At 65.3% G+C, this 22,360-nt stretch carries 17 protein-coding genes; 12 read left to right on the top strand and 5 right to left on the bottom strand.

Translation table 11 applies throughout. From position 1 onward, the window contains the following. Positions 1-136 precede the first annotated feature (136 nt). Complete coding sequence (gene hmpA, locus ABX298_RS14995) at positions 137-1,315, bottom strand: NO-inducible flavohemoprotein (RefSeq protein WP_367393305.1); 1,179 nt, start codon at positions 1,313-1,315, stop codon at positions 137-139. 154 nt (positions 1,316-1,469) lie between these two features. Between hmpA and norR the strand changes: the two genes are divergently transcribed. The 11 genes from norR (at position 1,470) to ABX298_RS14940 (ending at position 15,687) form a co-directional block, all read left to right on the top strand. After that, positions 1,470-3,023, top strand: coding sequence for a nitric oxide reductase transcriptional regulator NorR (gene norR / locus ABX298_RS14990; protein WP_075043808.1), 1,554 nt, complete (start codon positions 1,470-1,472; stop codon positions 3,021-3,023). A gap of 199 nt (positions 3,024-3,222) precedes the next feature. Beyond that, positions 3,223-4,122: a chemotaxis protein gene (locus ABX298_RS14985; RefSeq protein ID WP_274078941.1), complete on the top strand. Its 900-nt coding sequence runs from the start codon at positions 3,223-3,225 to the stop codon at positions 4,120-4,122. An 88-nt stretch (positions 4,123-4,210) separates the two neighbouring features. Further along, positions 4,211-4,522, top strand: coding sequence for a hypothetical protein (locus tag ABX298_RS14980; RefSeq protein WP_025337739.1), 312 nt, complete (start codon positions 4,211-4,213; stop codon positions 4,520-4,522). Then, a complete protein-coding gene (locus tag ABX298_RS14975) occupies positions 4,519-5,253 on the top strand; it encodes a YkgJ family cysteine cluster protein (RefSeq protein ID WP_084785041.1) in 735 nt (244 codons plus the stop codon). The genes ABX298_RS14980 and ABX298_RS14975 overlap by 4 nt, the downstream gene beginning before the upstream one ends. A gap of 326 nt (positions 5,254-5,579) precedes the next feature. Further along, on the top strand, positions 5,580-6,743 hold the full coding sequence (locus ABX298_RS14970; protein ID WP_367393304.1) for an efflux RND transporter periplasmic adaptor subunit: 1,164 nt from the start codon (positions 5,580-5,582) through the stop codon (positions 6,741-6,743). Then, positions 6,740-9,832: a multidrug efflux RND transporter permease subunit gene (locus tag ABX298_RS14965; protein ID WP_075043804.1), complete on the top strand. Its 3,093-nt coding sequence runs from the start codon at positions 6,740-6,742 to the stop codon at positions 9,830-9,832. The genes ABX298_RS14970 and ABX298_RS14965 overlap by 4 nt, the downstream gene beginning before the upstream one ends. A 9-nt stretch (positions 9,833-9,841) precedes the next feature. Further along, entirely contained in the window at positions 9,842-10,516 is a 675-nt protein-coding gene (locus ABX298_RS14960) for a heavy metal response regulator transcription factor (protein WP_025337735.1), read from the top strand. Further along, positions 10,491-11,879, top strand: a complete 1,389-nt coding sequence (locus ABX298_RS14955) for a heavy metal sensor histidine kinase (protein WP_367393303.1) — start codon at positions 10,491-10,493, stop codon at positions 11,877-11,879. The genes ABX298_RS14960 and ABX298_RS14955 overlap by 26 nt, the downstream gene beginning before the upstream one ends. Positions 11,880-12,194: 315 nt before the next feature. Further along, on the top strand, positions 12,195-12,419 hold the full coding sequence (locus ABX298_RS14950) for a hypothetical protein (RefSeq protein WP_367393302.1): 225 nt from the start codon (positions 12,195-12,197) through the stop codon (positions 12,417-12,419). Between the two features lie 205 nt (positions 12,420-12,624). Beyond that, on the top strand, positions 12,625-13,959 hold the full coding sequence (locus tag ABX298_RS14945; RefSeq protein ID WP_075043801.1) for an OprD family porin: 1,335 nt from the start codon (positions 12,625-12,627) through the stop codon (positions 13,957-13,959). A 237-nt stretch (positions 13,960-14,196) separates the two neighbouring features. Then, positions 14,197-15,687: a GGDEF domain-containing protein gene (locus ABX298_RS14940; RefSeq protein WP_367393301.1), complete on the top strand. Its 1,491-nt coding sequence runs from the start codon at positions 14,197-14,199 to the stop codon at positions 15,685-15,687. On the opposite strand, the gene ABX298_RS14935 is transcribed toward ABX298_RS14940, so the two are convergent. Continuing rightward, the gene (locus tag ABX298_RS14935; protein WP_025337730.1) at positions 15,684-16,160 is read right to left on the bottom strand and encodes a PA2169 family four-helix-bundle protein; all 477 of its coding nucleotides are present in this window, start codon (positions 16,158-16,160) and stop codon (positions 15,684-15,686) included. The two genes, ABX298_RS14940 and ABX298_RS14935, sit on opposite strands and share 4 nt — an antisense overlap. 203 nt (positions 16,161-16,363) lie before the next feature. Here ABX298_RS14935 and ABX298_RS14930 point away from each other — a divergent pair, with 203 nt between their 5' ends. Continuing rightward, on the top strand, positions 16,364-16,585 hold the full coding sequence (locus tag ABX298_RS14930) for a DUF3820 family protein (protein WP_075046881.1): 222 nt from the start codon (positions 16,364-16,366) through the stop codon (positions 16,583-16,585). A gap of 121 nt (positions 16,586-16,706) precedes the next feature. On the opposite strand, the gene ABX298_RS14925 is transcribed toward ABX298_RS14930, so the two are convergent. From ABX298_RS14925 to ptsP, 3 genes are read right to left on the bottom strand one after another with little or no spacing between them, the layout of a single operon-like run. Beyond that, complete coding sequence (locus ABX298_RS14925) at positions 16,707-18,446, bottom strand: PTS fructose-like transporter subunit IIB (protein WP_367393300.1); 1,740 nt, start codon at positions 18,444-18,446, stop codon at positions 16,707-16,709. Beyond that, entirely contained in the window at positions 18,443-19,390 is a 948-nt protein-coding gene (gene pfkB / locus ABX298_RS14920; protein WP_025337728.1) for a 1-phosphofructokinase, read from the bottom strand. Before pfkB ends, ABX298_RS14925 begins: the two co-directional genes overlap by 4 nt. Next, positions 19,391-22,243 (bottom strand): phosphoenolpyruvate--protein phosphotransferase, encoded by a 2,853-nt coding sequence (ptsP, locus tag ABX298_RS14915; protein ID WP_286101064.1) that lies wholly within the window; start codon positions 22,241-22,243, stop codon positions 19,391-19,393. Between the last annotated feature and the right edge of the window lie 117 nt (positions 22,244-22,360).

Genomic DNA, 22,360 nt, shown 5'->3' with positions numbered 1-22,360 from the left:
TGAAATCTGCGCGATCCCTGTGGGGGCTGGCTTGTTGAAAACCACAGAATTTCCCACAGGCCCCCACAAGTTTTGAAACCTGTGCGGTCCCTGTGGGAGCGGGTTTACCCGCGAAGAGGCCAGTGCAGGCGCTACATCACTCCAGCGCAGCCGCCGGCCCGAAGAACTCGTAGCGGCTCTGCTGCTCTGGCACACCAAGGCCTTTCAGCTGGCGCTTGACCGCCGCCATGAAGCCCTTGGGCCCGAGGAAGTAGGCATCCACGTCTCGCTCTTGCGGCAGCCACTCGGCCAGCAGGTCCTCGCTCAGCAGGCCCACGGCATCAGCCGCGGCACCACCCTGCGGCTCTGCATAGCAGTAGAAGCGCTTGAGCTGCGGGTGACGCTCGGCCAGCTCGTCGATCCAGTCGCGGAAGGCATGCACGGCGCCGTTACGGGCGCAGTGAATGAAATGCACCTCACGCTGGGTTTGCAGTGCCGCCTGCAGCATTGGCAGGGTCGGGGTAATACCCACGCCACCGCTGATCAGCACCAGCGGCTTGTTGCTCGCCGCCAGGGTGAAATCGCCAGCCGGCGGGAACAGCTGCAGGGTATCGCCCACCGCCAGCACATCGTGCAGGTAGTTGGAAACCTTGCCACCCGCCTCGCGCTTGACGCTGATGCGGTATTCCTTGCCGTCGCACAGTGCCGACAGGGAGTAGTTGCGGCGCTGCTCGGCGCCGTCGATGTCCAGCTTCAGGCCGATGTACTGGCCAGGCTCGGCCTTGAGCACCGGCTTGCCATCCACAGGGGCAAAGTAGAACGAAACGATTTCGCTGCTTTCCTGCTCACGGCGCACCAGGCGGAATTCGCGGGTACCGCGCCAGCCGCCTTCGGCTTCTTCCTTCTGTTTATAGAGGTTCTCTTCCGCACCGATCAGGATGTCGGCCAGCTGGCCATAGGCCGCGCCCCAGGCGTCGATCACGGCGGGGGTGGCGATTTCCTTGCCCAGCACTTCTTCGATGGCGCGCAGCAGGCAGCTGCCGACGATCGGGTAGTGCTCCGGCAGAATCTGCAAGGCAACGTGCTTGTTGATGATCTGGCCGACCAGGCCGCCAAGCTGCTCCAGCTGGTCGATGTGGCGGGCATACATCAGCACGCCGTTGGCCAGGGCGCGCGGTTGGTCACCGCTGGCCTGGTGGGCCTGGTTGAACAGCGGGCGCACTTGCGGGTACTCGCTGAGCATCATCTTGTAGAAGTGGGTGGTCAGCGCTTCGCCGCCGCTTTCCAGCAGGGGGACAGTGGCCTTGATGATTGCACGTTGTTCGGCATTGAGCATTGCAACAACTCCTGAGCCTGTGGCTTCAAATGACTGCCCGAGCTATTACATCAATCATGCCAACTTTTATCTCCAGCAAAATCAGAGGGTTGACGCAGGTCATGTCAAAACGACCCACCTCGACGTATAGTCATATCGACCCACAGGAGTCCATATGACCACGAAGCCCCTGCTCACCACCCTGCTGCCCCTGGTAAGCGACCTTTCCCGCGACCTGCCCGACCAGGAACGCTATCGCCGCCTGCTGCAGGCCATGCGTGGGTTGCTGCCCTGCGATGCCGCCGCGCTGCTGCGCCTGGACGGCGAGTGGCTGGTGCCGCTGGCAGTGGACGGCCTGAGCCCCGATACCCTGGGCCGGCGCTTCCGGGTCAGCGAGCACCCACGCTTCCAGATCCTGCTCAGCAGCGCGGAACCCACCCGCTTCGCCAGCGACTCCGAGCTGCCCGACCCTTACGACGGCCTGGTCAACGCCCCCGATGCCAACCTGGAGGTACATGACTGCATGGGCTGCCCGTTGATGGTCGACGAGCGCCCTTGGGGCCTGGTTACCCTCGATGCCCTCACCCCCGGGCAGTTCCAGAGCCTGGAGCTGGGCGCGCTGCAGGCCTTCGCCAGCCTGGCCGCCGCCACGGTCACCGTGGCCGAGCGCATCGAGCACCTGGCCCTGCGTGCGGAAGACGAACACCACCGCGCGGAGATCTATCGCCAGGCCAGCGGCCAGGACAAAGAGCTGATTGGCCAGAGCCCCGCGCACAAGCGCCTGGTGGAGGAAATCCGCCTGGTCGGTGGCAGCGACCTGACCGTGCTGATCACCGGTGAGACCGGCGTCGGCAAGGAGCTGGTGGCCCAGGCCCTGCACCAGGCCAGCAACCGCGCCGACAAACCGCTGGTCAGCCTCAACTGTGCCGCCCTGCCCGACACCCTGGTGGAAAGCGAACTGTTCGGCCATGTGCGCGGTGCCTTCACCGGCGCCCATGGCGAGCGCCGCGGCAAGTTCGAGTTGGCCAATGGCGGCACACTGTTCCTCGACGAAGTCGGTGAGCTGCCACTGACCGTGCAAGCCAAGCTGTTGCGCGTGCTGCAGAGCGGCCAGTTGCAGCGCCTGGGTTCGGACCGCGAACACCGGGTGGATGTGCGCCTGATCGCAGCCACCAACCGCGACCTGGCAGCAGAAGTGCGCACTGGCAACTTCCGAGCCGACTTCTACCACCGCCTCAGCGTATACCCGCTGCATGTGCCGCCGTTGCGCGAACGTGGGCGCGATGTGCTGCTACTGGCCGGCTACTTCCTCGAACAGAACCGTTCGCGCCTGGGCCTGAACAGCCTCCGCCTGAGCAGCGAGGCCCAGGCCGCGCTGCTGGCCTACGACTGGCCAGGCAACGTGCGTGAACTGGAACACCTGATCGGCCGCTCGGCGCTCAAGGCGCTGGGCCAACATTCCGACAGGCCACGCATCCTCACCCTGGAAGCCATCGACCTGGACCTGCGCGCAACGGCAACGCCCGGCACCCCGCCCTCCCCTGCTGTGCCCTTGCCGGCGGCACCGCTACCCGAGGGGGGCCTGCGCGCAGCCGTCGACGACTACCAGCGCCAGGTGATCGAGGCCTGCCTGCAGCGGCACGAAGAAAACTGGGCAGCGGCTGCCCGGGAACTCGGCCTGGACCGCGCTAACCTTAGTCGCCTGGCCCGTAGGCTGGGGCTGCGCTGATTGAAACCAGCGCGGTACCTGTGGGAGCGGCTTTAGCCGCGAAGAATCCAACGCGGTGCATGGCACCGGCTGCGCCGGTGTTCGCGGCTAAAGCCGCTCCCACAGGGTCCAGAGCATTCCTTGGCTCGGTGCAAAATGACTAAAGCCAAGCCCGAACAGGCCGATAACCGGTTATCCCCTGTTCCCCACGAAGGTCACCATGGCCACGCAAAATGCCCGCGCGGATTCGCTGTCCCTGCTGCTGTTCACCCTGCGCAGCGGCAAGTTGATGGCAATCAACCTGCTCAAGGTCAGCGAGATAATTCCCTGCCCGCCGCTGACCAAGCTGCCCGAATCGCACCCCCACGTGAAAGGCGTGGCGACCCTGCGCGGCAATTCGTTGTCGGTCATCGACCTGTCCCGCGCCATCGGCGAACGGCCGCTGGCCGACCCGGACGGCGGCTGCCTGATCGTCACCGAGATCAGCCGCTCGCGCCAGGGCCTGCATGTACAGGCGGTCAGTCGCATCGTGCATTGCCTGAGCACCGACATCAAACCACCACCCTACGGCTCAGGCAGCCGCTCATTCATCACCGGCGTGACCCGGGTCGACAACACCCTGGTGCAGGTGCTGGACATCGAAAAAGTCATCCACGCCATCGCCCCGCCGGTGCCCGAGCAGCCTCACGGCACCTTGAGCGAGGAAGACGCCAGCCTGCTGGCCGCCGCCAACATCCTGGTGGTGGACGACAGCCAGGTGGCCCTGCAGCAGTCGGTGCACACCCTGCGCAACCTCGGCATCGAATGCCACACCGCGCGCAGCGCCAAGGACGCCATCAACGTGCTGCTTGAACTGCAAGGCACCGCGCAGGAAATCAACGTGATCGTCTCCGACATCGAAATGAGCGAAATGGACGGCTACGCCTTCACTCGCACCCTGCGCGAAACCCCCGATTTCCAGCACCTGTACATACTGCTGCACACCTCGCTGGACAGCGCCATGAGCAGCGAAAAGGCGACCCAGGCCGGGGCCAATGCCATCCTCACCAAGTTCTCCTCGCCGGAGCTGACCGATTGTCTGGTGGTGGCGGCGCGCGCCGTGGTGTTCGCCGAGCGCTGATATATTCGGAGACAAACTCCCCGGCTTGCCGCCGGGGTCGAGTCGGGCATAATTCGCGCCCCTCGCAAGTAACTTGCCGGAATCGCGTATGAAGTTTCTCAGCTCTATCCTGATCAGTTGCGCCCTCTTCAGCGGTATCGCCCAGGCCTCCAGCAGCCAGGCCTGGAACGAGCAGCGCCAGCAGATGCTCAAGGCCTGCCTGGCCGCCAGCCAGTTCAAGGATGCCCACGCCCGCAGCAAGCCCGCCGAGTTCGATGACCAGGTCGGCATGAGCGCCCTGCTGATCGAAGGCGTCTACCCCCAGAAGCACATGCAGCAGCGCACCGGCACCGAGCTGTGCCTGTACGATCGCCAGCACCAGCGCGCCTTCGTCAGCGAGTGGAGCCCGGAAGCCAAGTGACCGACAGCCTGCGTTTCGCCTGTACCGGCTGCGGCAAGTGCTGTACCGGCCACCACGTGCCCTTGACCCTGGCCGAAGCGCGCCGCTGGGCGGACAACGGCGGCCAGGTGGTGGTGCTGATCGAAGCCTTCGTGGCAGACGGCCCTGGCATCCCGGTAGAACAGCGTGATCATGTGCTGCGTCGTTCCCATCCCGTGCCCTGCGGCGACGGCGAGGCGCGCGTTTCGGTGACCTTCGCCGCCTTCAACCCCGGGCGCTGCCGCAACCTCGACGACAACGACCTCTGCACCATCTATGACGAGCGGCCGCTGGTCTGTCGCATCTACCCGGTGGAAATAAACCCGCATATCCCGCTGCGGCCAGGCAGCAAGGACTGCCCGCCGGAAGCCTGGCAACAGGGGCCGGAGCTGATTCACGGCAAGCAACTGGTCGATGCCGGGCTGGAGGCGCTGGTGCAGGCCTCGCGCCAGGCCGACCGCGATGACATCGCCGCCAAGGTGGCGGTGTGCCAGGCGCTGGGCATGACCACCAGTGCGCTCAAGGGCAACGGGTTTACTGCCTACTTGCCTGACATGGGCGCGTTCAGCGCGGCCCTGGCCCAGGTACCGGAGGCTGGCCGGGCACAGTGGGCCCTGCATGTGGAGGACGCTGCGCTGGTGGCGAGTTTGCAGGAACATGGTTTGCGCACCACCAACGAGCCCCCGGTGTATTACGCCTTCATCGGTTTCTAGGTAAGCAGTACCGACCCTATCGCCGGCAAGCCCCACAGGGATAACACATGGCTTCAGGTCGACGCGGTCAGGGTGGGAGCGGCCTTGTGTCGCGATGGGCTGCGACGCAGCCCCGGGATTTTGGCCATGGTGCTGATATTGCTGGGGCTGCTCTGCAGCCCTTTCGCGACGCAAGGCCGCTCCCACAAAAGAAATCCGCGCATGACCAAAGGGCGCAAAACTGACAGCGCTGTCAGCCAGCGGTCACGCTGCCGACCCGGTTCGGGGGCTATAAGCTTGAATACAGACAACCATTCCCCTCCCCTCTGGCCAAGGTGCCCGCACCGATGCGACGTCCGTCCCGCCCTGTCATCCTCGCCGCCCTGGCGCTCCTGGTCCTGGCGGTAGCAGGCATCTGGTTCGGCCAGCGCCAGCCAGCACCTGCCGCCCGTGCGCAAACCGCCATCCCGGTGCGCGTGGTCAGTGTCGTCCAGCAGAACGTGCCGCGCTATGCCAGCGCCATCGGCTCGGTACTGTCGCTGCACAGCGTCGAGGTGCGCCCGCAAGTGGAGGGGGTACTGACCCAGGTGCTGGTCAAGGAAGGCCAGTGGGTGAAGGAAGGCGACCTGCTGGCCACCCTCGACGACCGCGCCATCCGCGCCAACCTCGACCAGGCCCGTGCCGAACTCGGCCAGAGCCAGGCGCAGATACAGGTAGCCAACGTCGACCTGCAGCGCTACCGCCTGCTGAGTACCGACAACGGCGTTTCGAAGCAGACCCTCGACCAGCAGCAGGCCCTGGTCAACCGCCTGCAAGCCACGGTCAAGGGCAACCAGGCGGCCATCGCCAATGCCGAGGTGCAGCTGTCGTACACGCAGATCCGCTCGCCGGTGACCGGCCGGGTGGGTATTCGCAACGTCGACCCCGGTAACCTGGTACGCACCAGCGATACCCGCAGCCTGTTCAGCGTCACCCAGATCGACCCGATCGCCGTCGAATTCGCCCTGCCGCAGCAAATGCTGCCAACCCTGCAAAGCCTGCTGAAGGCGCCCACCCCGGCACTGGTGCAGGCCTACATGGATGCCGACGGCGAACGCAGCCTGCTCGGTGAAGGCCACCTGGCACTGATCGACAACCAGATCTCCGCCACCACCGGTACCGTGCGGGTAAAAGCCGAGTTCGACAACAAGGACGGCCGCCTGTGGCCGGGCCAGCTGGTCACCATCCGCCTACGCACCGCCGTGGAAGAAAACGCCCTGGTGGTCCCGCCGCCTGTGGTACAGCGCGGCGTCGACGGGCACTTTGTCTACCGCCTGGACGGTGACAAGGTCAGCAGTGTGCCGGTCAAGGTGCTGTACCAGGACAGCGGGCTGAACATCATTGCCGGGGTCAAGCCGGGCGAGCGCCTGGTGCTCGATGGCCAGTCGCGGCTCAAGCCCGGTTCGCAGGTCGAGGTGGCCCCCGACGCCCCCGCGCCGTCGGAAATGGCCGACCGCCGGAGCCAGCCATGAACACGCGCAATGGTGTTTCGGCCTGGTGCATCGACCACCCCATCGCCACCCTGCTGCTGACCTTCGCCCTGGTGCTGCTGGGGGCCATCGCCTTCCCGCGCCTGCCGGTGGCACCACTGCCGGAAGCCGACTTCCCGACCATCCAGGTCACCGCCCAGCTGCCCGGCGCCAGCCCGGAAACCATGGCCTCGTCGGTGGCCACGCCGCTGGAAGTGCAGTTCAGCGCCATCCCCGGCATGACCCAGATGACCAGCAGCAGCGCACTGGGCTCGACCAACCTGATCCTGCAGTTCACGCTCGACAAGAACATCGACACCGCCGCCCAGGAAGTGCAGGCGGCCATCAACACCGCCACCGCGCGCTTGCCGCAAGACCTGCCCAACCCGCCGACCTGGCGCAAGGTCAACCCGGCCGACAGCCCGGTGCTGGTGCTGACGGTCAGCTCCAGCCAGATGCCTGGCAACGACCTCAGCGACTACGCCGAAACCCTGCTCGCGCGCCAGCTGAGCCAGATCGACGGGGTCGGCCTGATCAACATCACCGGGCAACTGCGCCCGGCAATCCGCGTGCAGGCGCAACCCGAGAAACTGGCCGCGATCGGCCTGACCCTGGCCGACTTGCGCCAGGCCATCCAGCAGACCAGCCTGAACCTGGCCAAGGGCGCGCTGTACGGCGAACACAGCGTGTCGACCATCGCCGCCAACGACCAGTTGTTCCACCCCGACGACTACGCCCAGCTGATCGTCTCCTACCGTGACGGTGCACCGGTGCACCTGAAGGACGTGGCCAAGGTGATCAATGGCGCCGAGAACGCCTATGTCAAAGCCTGGTCCGGCGACCAGCCCGGGCTGAACCTGGTGATTTTCCGCCAGCCTGGCGCCAACATCGTCGATACCGTGGACCGGGTACTGGCTGCCCTGCCCAAGCTGCAGGAGATGCTGCCAGCCTCGGTCGAAGTGTCGGTGCTGCAGGACCGCACCCAGACCATCCGTGCCTCGCTGCATGAAGTGGAGCTGACCCTGATGATCGCCGTGGCCCTGGTGATCGGGGTGATGGCGCTGTTCCTGCGCCAGTGGTCGGCGACCATGGTGGTGTCCAGCGTGCTCGGCGTATCGCTGATCGCCAGTTGCGCGCTGATGTACATCTTCGGCTTCAGCCTGAACAACCTGACCCTGGTGGCCATCGTCATCTCGGTGGGCTTCGTGGTCGACGATGCCATCGTCGTGGTGGAGAACATCCACCGCCACCTGGAGGCCGGCGACGACAGCCGCACGGCGGCGCTCAAGGGCGCCGGGGAAATCGGCTTCACCGTGGTGTCGATCAGTTTCTCGCTGATCGCCGCGTTCATCCCGCTGCTGTTCATGGGCGGCGTGGTCGGCCGGCTGTTCAAGGAGTTCGCCCTTACCGCCACCGCCACCATCCTGATTTCGGTGATGGTTTCGCTGACCCTGGCGCCAACCCTGTGCGCACTGTTCATGCGCCGCCCGCCCGGAGAGCACAAGGGCGGCTTCGGCGAGCGGCTGGTCAGGTGGTACGAAAAGGGCCTGGACCGCGCCCTCGCCCACCAGCGCCTGACCCTCGGCATGTTCGGCCTGACCCTGGCCCTGGCGGTGGCCGGTTACGTGGGTATCCCAAAGGGCTTTTTCCCGCTGCAGGACACCGGCTTCATCCTCGGCACCAGCGAGGCGGCGGCAGATGTGTCGTACCCGTCGATGATCGAGAAGCACCAGGCGCTGGCCAAAATCATCGAGGCCGACCCGGCGGTGCGCGCGTTCTCCCACTCGGTGGGCGTCACCGGCAGCAACCAGACCATCGCCAACGGCCGTTTCTGGATCGCCCTCAAGCCGCGTGGCGAACGCGATGTATCGGCCAGCGAACTGATCGACCGGCTGCGACCCAAGCTGGCCCAGGTACCAGGCATCGTCCTGTACATGCGAGCCGGCCAGGACATCAACCTGAGCTCCGGCCCGTCGCGCACCCAGTACCAGTACGTGCTCAAGAGCAACGACGGCATGGCACTGAACCTGTGGACCCAGCGCCTGACCGAGCGCCTGCGGGAAAACCCGGCGTTCCGCGACCTGTCCAACGACCTGCAACTGGGCGCCAGCGTCACCCGCATCGATATCGACCGCCAGGCCGCGGCACGTTTCGGCCTGACCACCACCGACGTCGACCAGGCGTTGTACGACGCCTTCGGCCAGCGGCAGATCAGTGAATTCCAGACCGAGACCAACCAGTACAAGGTGATCCTCGAACTGGATGCCCGCCAGCGCGGCAAGGCCGAAAGCCTCAACTACTTCTACCTGCGCTCGCCGCTGACCAACGAGATGGTGCCGCTGTCGGCAGTGGCCCATGTGGCGCCGCCCAGCACCGGGCCGCTGTCGATCAGCCACGATGGCCTGTTCCCGGCAGCCAACCTGTCGTTCAACCTGGCCCCGGGCGTGGCCCTGGGCGATGCGGTGACCATCCTCGAGCGCACCCAGCGCGAGCTGGGCATGCCCGACTCCATCAGCGGCAACTTCCAGGGCGCGGCCCAGGCCTTCCAGAGTTCGCTGTCGAGCCAGCCGTGGCTGATCCTGGCTGCGCTGGTGGCGGTGTACATCATCCTCGGCGTGCTGTACGAAAGCTTCGTCCACCCGCTGACGATCATCTCCACCCTGCCCTCGGCCGGCCTCGGCGCACTGATCCTGCTGTGGGCCATGGGCCAGGACTTCAGCATCATGGGGTTGATCGGTGTGGTGCTGCTGATCGGTATCGTCAAGAAAAACGGCATCCTGCTGATCGACTTCGCCCTCGAAGCCCAACGCCGCCAGGGCCTGACCCCGGAGCAGGCGATCCATCAGGCCTGCCTGACGCGCTTCCGGCCGATCATCATGACCACCCTGGCCGCCTTGCTCGGCGCGGTGCCGCTGATGTTCGGCTTCGGCACCGGTTCCGAACTGCGCCAGCCACTGGGCATCGCCGTGGTTGGCGGCCTGCTGGTGAGCCAGGCGCTGACGCTGTTCACCACCCCGGTCATATACTTGGCCCTGGAGCGCCTGTTCCACCGCCGCCAGGCCGCCCGTGCGGCGGCGCCCAGTGCCAGTTAGGACAAGACCATGCGTGTGCTGATCATCGAAGACGAAGAAAAAACCGCCGACTACCTGCATCGCGGCCTCAGCGAGCAGGGGTTTACCGTCGACCTGGCGCGGGACGGCATCGATGGCCTGCACCTGGCCCTGGAAGGTGACTACGCGGTGATCGTGCTGGACGTGATGCTGCCTGGCCTGGACGGGTATGGCGTGCTGCGCGCCCTGCGCGCTCGCAAGCAGACACCGGTCATCATGCTGACCGCCCGTGAACGGGTCGAAGACCGTATCCATGGCCTGCGCGAGGGTGCCGACGACTATCTGGGCAAGCCGTTTTCCTTCCTCGAACTGGTCGCCCGCCTGCAAGCCCTGACCCGCCGTAGCAGCAACCATGAACCGCTGCAGGTGCAGGTGGGTGACCTGTGGATCGACCTGATGGCGCGCAAGGCCACGCGCGCCGGCCAACGCCTGGAGCTGACGGCCAAGGAGTTCTCGCTGCTCAGCGTGCTGGCCCGCCGACAAGGTGAAATCCTGTCGAAGACGGCGATTGCCGAGCTGGTCTGGGACATCAATTTCGACAGCGATGCCAACGTCGTCGAAGTGGCGATCAAGCGCCTGCGCGCCAAGCTCGACGGGCCTTTCGACAACAAGTTGCTGCACACCATCCGAGGCATGGGATATGTCCTGGAAAACCGTGCGGGGTAATTCCATCGCACTGCGCCTGTCGGCGCTGTTCATCCTGGTGGCGCTGGGCGTGTTTTTGCTGATCGGCTCGGCGCTGTACCGCCAGGTCGACCGCAGCCTCGACCTGCTGCCGCAGGCCGAGCTGGATGCGCGCTTCAGCGTGCTCGAGTCCACCCTCAACCGCTTCGGCACACCGGAGCACTGGGTCAAGATCAACAACAAGCTCAACCTGCTCAGTGAAGAGGACAAGCGCATTCGCTTCTGGGTGGTCAGCAGCAACCCGGCCTACGAATACGGCCACCCCAGCGAGCTGGTCCGCGCATTCGCCGAAGGCGCGCAGGGCATGCGCGACCTGCGCCTGCCCGACCGGCCCTACCCTTACAAGGTGCTGGTCAGCGAACTGCCGGCCCTGGGCGAGCGGCCGCCGCTGCGCTTTCTGATCGGCATCGACACCGAAACATTCTGGCAGGCGCAGCACAGCCTGCTGGTGGCGATTGTCGGGCTGGCGGTGCTCGGCGTGCTGCTGGCCTCGCTGCTGGGCTACTGGGTGGCGCGTATCGGCCTGCGCCCGCTGCTGGCATTGTCCGTTGAGGCCCAGGCCCTGGCCCCTCCGCGCCTGGACGGGCGCCTGCAGACCCACGCCCTGGCCCCGGAACTGGCGCAGTTCGCCGGCGCCTTCAATGCTGCGCTCGACCGGGTAAGCCAGGCCTACTCGCGGCTGGAGGCGTTCAATGCCGACGTCGCCCACGAACTGCGCTCGCCGCTGACCAACCTGATCGGCCAGACCCAGGTGGCGCTGACCCGCGGGCGCAGCGCCGAGCATTACTTCGAAGTGCTGCAATCGAACCTTGAGGAACTGGAGCGCCTGCGCAGCATCATCAACGACATGCTGTTCCTGGCCAGTGCCGACCAGGGCAGCAAGGCCACGGCCCTGACCCAGGCCTCGCTGGCCGAGGAAGTGGCGACCACCCTCGATTACCTGGACTACATTCTCGAAGACGCGCAGGTCAGCGTGAGCGTGAGCGGCGATGCCCGGGCGCCCATCGAAAAGGCCCAGCTGCGCCGGGCGCTGATCAACCTGCTGAACAACGCCGTGCAGCACACCGCACCGCACCAGGTGATCAAGGTGCAGATCGATGCCGGGCCGCAGCAGGTCAGCATCGCCGTGAGCAACCCGGGGCCGGCGATCGACGATGAGCACCTGCCGTTGCTGTTCGAACGCTTCTACCGGGTGGATGCGGCACGTAGCAACAGTGGTGGCGGTAACCATGGGTTGGGGTTGGCGATCGTCAAGGCGATTGCGCTGATGCATGGTGGGGAGGTGTTCGTGCGTAGTGCCGCTGGGGCCAATACCTTTGGGATCAGGCTGCCGGCCCATGCCTGACAGGAGGTCGCGGTCGATGTGGGAGCGGCCTTGTGTCGCGAAAGGGCTGCGCAGCAGCCCCGACAAATGCTGCCATGGCTCAGAACCTGGGGCCGCTTCGCGCCCCTTTCGCGACACAAGGCCGCTCCCACAAAAGTAAAGACCGCGTAGGCCCTCTAGCATGCAGGTTTGCGGCGAAAGTCCAATTGCTTTTCCTGCGATAGTTACCTTTTACGCAACAGTGCTTATCGCGCTTCGCTCTGTTTCAAGTGCATTGAAAGGACTAACTTTACCCCCGTCCTCATTAGCACTTGCACCGCAAGAAGGTAGTTTCAAATGTCCAACAGTATGGGTATTGCCAGCGTCTTCGTCCTGTCTTCCCTGTTGTTGTCGCCCCTGGCCATGGCCGAAGAATCCAATGCTTTCGTCACCCGTAATGCTGAGTTCGCCGCGGTCCACCAAGAGGTCCGCGAAGCAGTAGCCGCACAGCAGGAAGACGCCGCAAAAGACGCAAAACAGACAGCTTCCAAGGTTTCTGTCGATGCCAATGCCGACAGCTGATCAAGCGCTGTCGCTGCTCCCGTTTTCCCTTGGCTACGCCATGGGCACCACCGGTGCCGATATGTTAGCCTTTTAAAGCCGCTGCCGATCAGCGGCTTTTTTTATGTGCTTCAACTATCAGCCAAGCTGTAACGTCCACCTATAAAAAAGACGCACATTCGAAAATAAAAACTGCCCCACCGCCAGACCCAAGGAGCTAGTACCGGTGCCTTCCGCGTTTCGTTTTACCCCGCTGTTCATTGCGTTGACTGCAACGATCCCTTTCGCCGCCCAGGCAGATGAAGACAAGGCTGATGGCTTCATCGAAGGCTCGTCCTTCAACCTGCATTTCCGTAATGCCTACTTCAACCGCGACAACCACAACGCCGGCGTGCGCGACACCCGCGAGTGGGGCCAAGGCGCGGTTGCACGCTTCGAGTCGGGCTACACCCCAGGTGTGGTCGGCTTTGGCCTGGACGCCCACGCCATGCTGGGCCTGAAACTCGACGGTGGCGGCGGCCATGCTGGCACCAGCATCCTGCCGACCCACCAAAAGAACGAAGACGAACTGGGTGCTGCCCCGCACTCGTTCTCCACCGCCGGTGCCGCAGTCAAGCTCAAGGCGTTCGACACCGAGCTGAAAGCCGGTGACCTGTTCCTCACCAACCCGGTGATCGCCGGCGGCGAAACCCGCATGCTGCCGCAGACCTTCCGTGGTGTGAGCCTGACCAACACCAGCATCGACGGCCTGCTGCTCGAAGGCGGCCAGGTGAGCTTCACCAAGCCGTACAACCAGAGCGGCCACCGCCGCATCGACACCTACTACGGTTCGCTGGGCGAGCATGACAAGAGCAAGCACCTGAACTGGGCCGGCGCGTCGTGGAGCGGTACCCCGAACATCACCGCCAACCTGTATGCGGCCGAGCTGAAGGACATCTGGAACCAGTACTACGCCGATTTCGACTACACCTATGTGGTCAACGACCTGGTCAGCCTGAACCCGGGCGTGCACTTCTATCACACACAGGACACCGGCCAGGCCCTGCTGGGCAAGATCGACAACAACACCTATAGCGTGCATTTCACCGTCAACGCCGGGTTCCACAGCGTCACCGCCGCCTACCAGCGGGTCAATGGCAACACGCCGTTCGACTACATCAACCTGGGCGACAGCATCTACCTGGACAACTCGCGCATGTACTCGGACTTCAACGCACCGAACGAGCGCTCGTGGAAGCTGCAGTACAACTATGACTTCGCTGGTGTGGGCATCCCTGGCCTGACCACGGTGCTGTCGTACTCGCGCGGTGAAGCCGACCTGACCAAGGCCGTCCAGGACCCCACCCACTACGACTACTACCGTGCCGATGGCAAGAACGCCATGCACTGGGAGCGCGACCTGGACGTGAAGTATGTGTTCCAGGAGGGTGACCTGAAGGACCTGTCGGTGCTGGTGCGCTATGCCACCCACCGTGGCAGCCAGGGTTATGCGTCGATCGACAGCAACAGCGACAACGATGAACTGCGGGTGATCGTGGATTACCCGTTGAACGTGTTCTGATCCTGGTTTAAAAGGAAGTACACATAACCCCTGTGGGAGCGGGTTCACCCGCGAACACCGGCGAAGCCGGTGCCAGACACCGAGTTGGTTTCTTCGCGGGTGAACCCGCTCCCACAGGGGCTTGTGGTAAATCCAGAATAAGGTATACCGTGATTCCGTCGGACAAATCTTGTCCGACAATCCCCGCTTCCCTAGAATGTCGCCGCCGCGAATGGCCCTGCCCACGCAGTAGCGAGCATGACCACCCGATTACCGCGTTTCGCACACTTCAGGTCGCACCCCGAGCTGATCCTCAATCTGGGCAGTTGCCTTGCCGTGCTCGCCATTGTGGCCATCGTCAGCTACCTGCTGGCGCGCGAGCGCGACAATGTCGAGCTGTCGTCAATTCGCTCGTCCAACAATATCGTCCAGCTGATCGAAAGCGACATCCTGCGCAACGTCGAACTCTACGACCAATCGCTGCAGGGCCTGATCTGGGCAGTTGGGCGCAAGGAGCTGCCGGAAATCCCCGGCCCGGTGCGCCAACGCCTGCTATTCAATGAAGCCTTCGTCGACCGCAAGCGCGGTGACGTACTGTGGCTGGACAAGCAAGGCAACGTGGTTGGCGACTCCACCAGCAGCGTGCCACGCAAGGCCAACTTCGGCGACACCGGGGTATTCCAGGCGCACCTGCACAACCCCAACCTCGGCCTGCTGGTGGGCCCGCCATTCAAGGCCAAGCTGGGCGACCTGGACTGGTGCATCAGTTTCAGCCGGCGTATCTCCGACGCCAATGGCGAGTTCACCGGCCTGGCAGCGGGTGCACTGCGCCTGTCGTACTTCAGTGAGCTGTTCCAGCGCCTGGACATTGGCGATGACAGCAGCATCAACCTGCTCAACACCGACGGCCAACTGCTGGCTCGCCAGCCCAGCCGCACGCAAGACCCAGGGATCGGCAGCAACTATGCCGAGCGGCCCAATTTCAAACGCATACTCAGCGAGCAGAGCGGCAGCTTCACCGCCCGCTCCAGCCGCAACGGCAAACCACGCATGTACACCTTCGCCCGGGTCGCGCAGCTGCCGCTGATCGTACTGGTGGTGCATTCGGCCGAAGATGTGTTCGAGTCCTGGCGCCGCACTGCGATCCTGGTCAGCGTGGCCACCGGGGTGCTCTGTGTGGGCATTCTCTCGCTGACCCTGCTGCTGGGCCGCGAACTGCGCCGCCGCCAAGAGGCCGAACAGGGCCTGGCGACCCTGGCCGCCACCGACAGCCTGACCGGCCTGGCCAACCGCCGCCGCCTGGACCAGGTACTGCGCCAGGAGTGGGCCCGTGCCCAGCGCAACCGCAAGCCGTTGGCGGTGCTGATGGTGGACGTCGACCATTTCAAGGCGTTCAACCAGCGCCACGGCCATGCCGGTGGCGACCATGCCTTGCGCGAAGTGGCCAGGACCATCGAGGAATGCATCCGCCGCCCGGCCGATCTGGCAGCGCGTTACGGTGGGGAGGAATTTCAGGTGGTGCTGCCGGAAACCGACCTGGCCGGTGCGCAGCTGCTGGCCGAGCGCATACGCGCCAGTGTCGAGGCGCTGGCGCCGTTTGCCGATGATGCCCACTCGGTCACGGTGAGCATCGGCATCGGCCTGTCAGGCACCCAGCACGATCTGGCGAGGGTGCTGGGTGCTGCGGACGAAGCGCTCTACCGGGCCAAGGCCAAAGGCCGCAACCGGGTAGAGGGGCCTGCCGGCTAGGCGCGGGCGCGGGCGGCGTTGCGCAGGGCCCTGACCTGGTCATGGTTGCGCTGTACACCTTGCAGCTGTTTTTCCACCAGGGTGTAGGTCTGGTCGCTAGCGGTGCGGCCCAGCTTCACCAGTTTCTCGCGGGCTTCCTTGTAGGCCTTGAGGGCATGGTCCTCACCCCGCTCCACCTCGTTCAGCACCGCTTCCTCATCCTTGCCGGTGACCATCGCCTTGAGGTTGACCCAACCCCGATGCAGGTCACCGCTGATGCTGGTGGAGGTTTCCGGGTCGCCACCCAGGCGACGCACCTCGCTCTGCAGTTCGCCGGCCGCATTGGCACACTCACCGGCACGTTGAACGAAGAACGCTTTCAGTTCGGGGTTCTTCACATCATCGGCCGAGGCCTTGAAGCCTTTCTCGCCATCCTTGCTGTACTCGATCAGGTCGTTCAGCACGTCGATCACATCTTTGTTGGGATTGCTCATGGCACAAACTCCTTGGCAGGTGATAGTCATCTGTAATGGAGCAGCGTTCGTGCCAAGCCTTTAATCTCGACAAAATCTTTATAAATCAAATAGATACAAATATCAGAGCAGAACCTGAAAACGGCGTTCTGCATGATTGCCGCTTGGGCCTTCGTGCAGATTGCAGTATGGTCGGCGCTTTTCAACAGCCAGGTGCGCCGATGATGAAGCCGGAAACCCTCGAACTGCTGGTCACCCGCACCATGCCGTTTGGCAAGTATCAGGGGCGAATCATTGCCGACCTGCCGGGGGATTATCTGGCCTGGTTTGCGCGCAAGGGTTTCCCGGCGGGGGAATTGGGTGGGTTGCTGGCGCTGATGCACGAGATCGATCACAACGGGCTGGGCGAGCTGCTTGTGCCGTTGCGGCAGAAGCACGGGCGTTGACCTGTGCTGGCACTATCGCCGGCAAGCCAGCTCCCACAGGATCGCGCTGGCCTCTGGAGCTGCGCTGTACCTGTGGGAGCTGGCTTGCCGGCGATAGGGCCAGTGGAGCCGCCCCAGATTTTTAGCCTTTTACAGGAGCTACCGCCAACTCCACCCGCTCGCTCTTCTTGATCACCGCATACACCACCGCCGTCAGCAGGCTACCCGCCACGATCGCCAACAAGTACAGCAGCGCATGGTTGATCGCATTGGGGATCAGCAGCACGAACAGGCCGCCATGCGGCGCCATCAGCTTGCAGCCGAAGTACATCGACAATGCCCCGGTCAATGCCCCGCCGGCCACGCTGGCCGGGATCACCCGCAGCGGGTCCTTGGCGGCAAATGGGATCGCCCCTTCGGAGATGAAGCACAGCCCCAGCGCCAGGGCCGCCTTGCCCGCTTCACGCTCGCTCTGGGCAAACTTGCGTCGGGCCAGGAAGCTGGCGATACCCAGGCCAATCGGCGGCACCATGCCGGCGGCCATGGTCGCCGCCATCGGCGCATAGCTCGACGAGGCCAACAGCCCCACCGAGAAGGCATAGGCGGCCTTGTTGATCGGCCCGCCCAGGTCGACGCACATCATGCCGCCCAACAACAGGCCCAAGAGGATGGCATTGGTGGTACCCATGCTGTCGAGAAAATGCGTAAGCCCTTCCAGCATCGCCGCCACCGGCTGGCCGACCACGTAGATCATCACCAGGCCGGTGAACAGGCTGGCCAGCAGCGGAATGATCAGGATCGGCTTGAGTGCCTCCAGGCTGCTGGGCAGGCGCGCCCAGCGGGCAATGGCCTTGGCGCTGTAGCCGGCGAGGAAGCCGGCGACGATACCACCGATGAAACCGGCGCCCAGGGTGCTGGCCAGCAGGCCGCCGATCATGCCGGGCGCCAGCCCCGGGCGGTCAGCGATGGACCAGGCGATATATCCCGCCAGCAGCGGCACCATCAGCTTGAACGCAGCCTCGCCGCCGATCTGCATCAACGCCGCCGGCAAGGTGCCCGATTCTTTATAGGCCTCGATACCGAACACGAACGACAGGGCAATCAGCAGGCCGCCAGCCACCACCATCGGTAGCATGAACGACACGCCGGTGAGCAGGTGCTTGTATACCCCGGTCTTCTCGCCCTTCGCTGGCGTGCTCGCCGCTGCAGCATCGCTGCTGTTTTCCACCTTGGCTTCGGCCAAGGCCTTGTTTAGGGTGGCACGGGCCTGCTTGAGGGCGATACCGGTGCCACAACGGTAGATGCGCTTGCCAGCGAAACGCGCGGTGGGCACTTCGATGTCGGCGGCCAGCAGCACTACATCGGCTGCGGCGATGGCTTCCGCGGACAAGGGGTTGCGCGCACCGACCGAACCCTGGGTCTCGACGGTGAGCTGGTAGCCCAGTTGCTGCGCGGCCTGCTGCAAGGCTTCTGCGGCCATGAATGTATGCGCGACGCCAGTCGGGCAAGCCGTGACGGCGACGATGCGTGCGCCTGCGCTGCCAGCTTCGGCCGCAAGGCCTGGCACCGCGGCCAGCAGCCGGGCGTTGGCCGCCGCCTCATCGAGGAAGCCTTCGCGGTCGGCCAAAGCCTGGGACGGCGCGCTCTGGTACACGCGCTTGCCGACGAAACGCGCCAGGTCCACCGGGCCGGTGCTGACCACCAGCACCCAGTCGGCCTCGGCTATCTGCGCGGCGCTCAGTTGCCGCTCGGGGTGGCCGGCATCCTGCACTTCGACGCTGGTGCTCCAGCCGCGCCGCTGGGCAGCGGCGGACAGCAAGCGCGCGCTCAGCACGCTCGACACCTGGCCGTTGGGGCAGGCAGTGACAATGGCAATGTTCATCGGCAACCCTCTTGTTGTTCTGTCAGTTGCACGGCGGCTTCCAGACGCGCCAGTTGCTCGCGGTCACGGATGCCGAAACCAACCTGGGTAACAGCCTGTGCTGCGATCGCGGTGGCACGGGTCAAAGTCTGCGCCGGGGCTTCGCCCTGCAGCAGGCCGTGGACCATGCCGGCCACCAGCGAATCACCTGCGCCCACCGTGCTGGCGACCTGCACCTTGGGCGGGCAAGCATGTACAGCATGGTCATGGGTAAACCAGCTGACGCCCTGCTCGCCCGCCGACACCACCACGTGTTCGACGCCACTGGCCAGCAGACGCTCGGCAGCAGCGCGCTGCTGCGCCGGGTTATCCACAGCCAGGCCGAGCACTTCGCCCAGCTCTTCGGTATTGGGCTTGACCAGCCAGGGCGAGCTCTGCAGGCCGGCACGCAGGGCTTCGCCGCTGCTGTCCAGGGCCACTTTGAGGCCTTGCGCCTTGAGCTGTTCAAGCAACTGACGGAACCAGTCGGCACTGATCCCGCGCGGCAGGCTACCAGCCACCACCACCGCGTCGTGGCCCGGGGCAATCTGCGCCAGGCGGCGCAGCAATGCACTGCGTGCCGCTTCGTCGACTTCCGGGCCTTGGCCGTTGATGTCGGTGACACGGCCATCAGCCTCGACCAGCTTGATGTTGCTGCGGGTTTCGCCCGGTACGCGGACAAAGCAATCGACGAAGCCGCGCCAGTCGATCAGCGCTTCGAAGGGCTGCAGGTTGTCACGCCCGAGGAAGCCGCCAACAGTGACGCTGTGCCCCAGGTCGGCCAGTACCTGGGCAACGTTCAGCCCCTTGCCCGCGGCGTGGCTGTGCTGCTCCTGGCTGCGGTTGACCTGCCCCGGGCGCAGGGTATCCAGGCCGATGGTGATATCCAGCGCCGGGTTCAGGGTGAGGGTGAGGATCTTGGCCATTCAGTAACGCTCCACCAGCGCGCGAACCGCTGCGGCGCTGTCCTGTTGCAGGGCCTCGCGCGCCAGGGCGCGGGCCGTCTGGTGATCGGCCTGGCGGACCAGGGCCTTGACTTCGGCAATGCTGCGCGCGGCGACGCTGAGTTCGTCCACGTCCAGGCCCAGCAGCACGGCCACCGCCTGCGGGTCGGCCGCCAGCTCGCCGCACACGCCCACCCACTTGCCATGGGCATGGGCGGCGCGCACGGTCATGTCGATCAGGCTGAGCACCGCAGGGTGCAGGCCGTCGGCCTGGGCCGAGAGGCTGGGGTGACCACGGTCGATGGCCAGGGTGTACTGGGTCAGGTCGTTGGTGCCGATGCTGAAGAAGTCCACTTCGCGCGCCAGCTGTGGTGCCAGCAGCGCTGCCGAGGGCACCTCGACCATGATACCCAGTTGCAGGTCGGCTACCGGGATCTCGGCACGCAGGCGCTCGACCATGGCGCGCGCCTCGCGCCATTCATGCACCTGCCCGACCATCGGGAACATGATGCGCAGCGGGCGCTGGTCGGCCGCGCGCAGCAAGGCGCGCAGCTGGTCCTCCATCACCTGCGGGCGCTGCAGGGTCAGGCGTACGCCGCGCACACCGAGGAACGGGTTTTCCTCGGCAGCGATCGGCCAGTACGGCAGCGGTTTGTCACCGCCGACATCCAGGGTGCGCACCACCAGCGGGCGCCCGTCGAGGCCATCGAGCACGCGGCGGTACTCGGCTTCCTGGGTCGCTACGTCCGGGGCCTGGGTGTGGGCCATGAAAATCAGCTCGGTGCGCAGCAGGCCCACGCCTTCGGCGCCCTGCTCCACTACCTTGGCGATGCCGTTGCTCTCGCCGATGTTGGCAAACACCTCGACAGCGTGACCATCACGGGTGACCGCCGGCTCGAAGCGGTTGGCCCAGGCGGCCTGCAAGCGTTGCTCGCGCAGGTCGCGCTCGGCCAGGGCCCGTTGCAGTTCATCCGCCGGCGGCGCCACGCTGACCACGCCACGCTGGCCATCGAGCAGCAACGGCGTGCCACTGTCCAACAGCAGTATCGACGCCCCCGCGCCCACTACCGCCGGAATGCCCAGGGCACGGGCGACGATGGCGCTGTGGGCGGTGGCGCCACCCTGGGCGGTGACGATACCGGCGACGCGGCTCGGGTCCAGCCGGGCGACATCGGACGGGCCGACTTCGGTCATCACCAGCACGTAGGGTTGCTCGGGTTCAGCCTGAGCCTGCACGCCACACAACTGCGCCAGCACGCGGCGGCCGATGTCACGCAGGTCGGCAGCGCGTTCGGCGAGCAAGGCATCGTGCAGCGACTCCTGCTGGCGCGCCGCCGCCTCGATCACTGCCATCCAGGCTGCCGCGGCGCTTTCGCCCTGGCCCAGGCGCTGCTCCACATCATCGGCCAGGGCCGGGTCGGCGAGCATCTCCTGATGGGTGACGAAGATTTCGCCAATGGCCTTGTCGCTGCGCCGGACCAAGGCCTGCAGCTCGCCATTGACAGTCGCAACGGCTTCACGCAGCTTCTGCCGCTCCAGGGCGCAGGACTCGCCGCGCAGGGGGTAGTCGAACTCACGCTCGACACACACATGCGCCGGGCCACTGGCAATGCCGGGCGCCGCACCCACCCCAAGGATGCGGCTACCGGCTGCGGGCGCTTGCAGCACTTCGGCCGCTGCGCCGGCTATGGTCGCCGCGCTCTGTGGCAGTGGCTCCACCTCTTCGCCCAGGCCTTGTTCGATGGCGGCCAGCAGCACCGGCAAGGCATCGGCGGCGATGGCTGGCTCAGCCACCAGCTCCAGCGCCTGGCCACGTCGGGCGCCGAGGCTGAGCAGCTTGCTCAGGCTCTTCACCGACACCGCTGGCTGTGCGCTGTCGACCAGGCGTACACGGATTTCCCCCTCGAAACCTTTGGCCAGTTGCGCCAATACCTTTGCCGGGCGGGCGTGCAAACCGTGCGGGTTGGCCAGCACGACCCGCGCGCTGGGCCAGTCCGCCGGCGCTTCACCGCCCAGCACTTCCAGTACCGCGCGGCTGCTGGTGGCCTGGTAGAGCATCTGCCCGCGGCCTTCGATCAGCACTTCGCACAGGCGCTCGAGCAAGGCTTGGTGGGCAGCACCGAGGCTGGCCAGGCAGAACAGGCCGTTGAGCGGCTGGTCGCGGTAACGCAGCGGCTGCTGGGGGGTGATGAAGGCCAGGCCCGGCTGGCGCACCTGGCGCTCGCTGTGCAGCCACCACAGGCCCTCGCCCAACGGCAGCGGCTCGGCCTGCTGCAGCACGGCGGCAAAACCGCTGTCGACGCAGTCGGCGCGCTGCAACAGGCGGGCGCCGCGCCAGGCCAGTTCATCGAAGTCCTCGGCCGCCAGGTTCAGGCCGACCAGTTGTGCATCCAGCGCTAGTTCCTGCGGCGCGCCCTGCAACAGTTTCAGCAACGCTTCGGCGGAACCGGCGCGGCGCAATGCCTCAGCCAGGTCGGTCTCGCCCAGGGCGCGGGTCAGCAGTTGCAGTAGGCGCAGGTGCTCGTCGGAACGGGCGGCGATGCCGATGGCAAGGTAGACCATCTGGCCATCGCCCCAATCCACGCCCTCGGGAAACTGCAACAGGCGCACGCCGGTGGCGTACACCAGGTCACGGGTCTGCGGCGTGCCATGGGGGATGGCAATGCCCTGCCCAAGGAAGGTGGAGCCTTGTGCCTCTCGGGCCTGCAGCCCTTGCAGGTATCCCTCGGCGACCAGGCCATCAGCGACCAGCCGGTCGGCCAGCAGGCGCAATGCCTCGGCCTTGTCGGCGGCCTTCTGGCCCATGGCTATCTGCTCCTTGGCGAGCTCGAGCATGACCTTCTCCTTTTGCAGTTCCCGGTCGGGTACTGGAGTATTGTTGTGAAATTCACTTGAACGGCCAGTTCAACAGCCTTGCACGGATGGCAGCCGAGGCAGAAAATTCGGCAGCTG

Origin of the sequence: Pseudomonas sp. X4, from assembly GCF_040784925.1 — a bacterium.
Taxonomy (GTDB): Bacteria; Pseudomonadota; Gammaproteobacteria; order Pseudomonadales; family Pseudomonadaceae; genus Aquipseudomonas; species Aquipseudomonas putida_Z.
The sequence above is the reverse complement of the archived record's forward strand: the minus strand, read 5'-3'. Positions and strand labels throughout refer to the sequence as shown.

Excerpts from the sequence above, each read along its gene's own strand:
- hmpA (WP_367393305.1), bottom strand. The coding sequence starts at position 1,315 with ATGCTCAATGCCGAACAACGTGCAATCATCAAGGCCACTGTCCCCCTG.
- ABX298_RS14965 (WP_075043804.1), top strand. The coding sequence starts at position 6,740 with ATGAACACGCGCAATGGTGTTTCGGCCTGGTGCATCGACCACCCCATC.
- ABX298_RS14960 (WP_025337735.1), top strand. The coding sequence starts at position 9,842 with ATGCGTGTGCTGATCATCGAAGACGAAGAAAAAACCGCCGACTACCTG.
- ABX298_RS14925 (WP_367393300.1), bottom strand. The coding sequence starts at position 18,446 with ATGAACATTGCCATTGTCACTGCCTGCCCCAACGGCCAGGTGTCGAGC.
- ABX298_RS14955 (WP_367393303.1), top strand. The coding sequence starts at position 10,491 with ATGTCCTGGAAAACCGTGCGGGGTAATTCCATCGCACTGCGCCTGTCG.
- ABX298_RS14935 (WP_025337730.1), bottom strand. The coding sequence starts at position 16,160 with ATGAGCAATCCCAACAAAGATGTGATCGACGTGCTGAACGACCTGATC.
- ABX298_RS14980 (WP_025337739.1), top strand. The coding sequence starts at position 4,211 with ATGAAGTTTCTCAGCTCTATCCTGATCAGTTGCGCCCTCTTCAGCGGT.
- ABX298_RS14940 (WP_367393301.1), top strand. The coding sequence starts at position 14,197 with ATGACCACCCGATTACCGCGTTTCGCACACTTCAGGTCGCACCCCGAG.
- ABX298_RS14950 (WP_367393302.1), top strand. The coding sequence starts at position 12,195 with ATGTCCAACAGTATGGGTATTGCCAGCGTCTTCGTCCTGTCTTCCCTG.
- pfkB (WP_025337728.1), bottom strand. The coding sequence starts at position 19,390 with ATGGCCAAGATCCTCACCCTCACCCTGAACCCGGCGCTGGATATCACC.
- ptsP (WP_286101064.1), bottom strand. The coding sequence starts at position 22,243 with ATGCTCGAGCTCGCCAAGGAGCAGATAGCCATGGGCCAGAAGGCCGCC.
- ABX298_RS14970 (WP_367393304.1), top strand. The coding sequence starts at position 5,580 with ATGCGACGTCCGTCCCGCCCTGTCATCCTCGCCGCCCTGGCGCTCCTG.
- ABX298_RS14930 (WP_075046881.1), top strand. The coding sequence starts at position 16,364 with ATGAAGCCGGAAACCCTCGAACTGCTGGTCACCCGCACCATGCCGTTT.
- norR (WP_075043808.1), top strand. The coding sequence starts at position 1,470 with ATGACCACGAAGCCCCTGCTCACCACCCTGCTGCCCCTGGTAAGCGAC.
- ABX298_RS14985 (WP_274078941.1), top strand. The coding sequence starts at position 3,223 with ATGGCCACGCAAAATGCCCGCGCGGATTCGCTGTCCCTGCTGCTGTTC.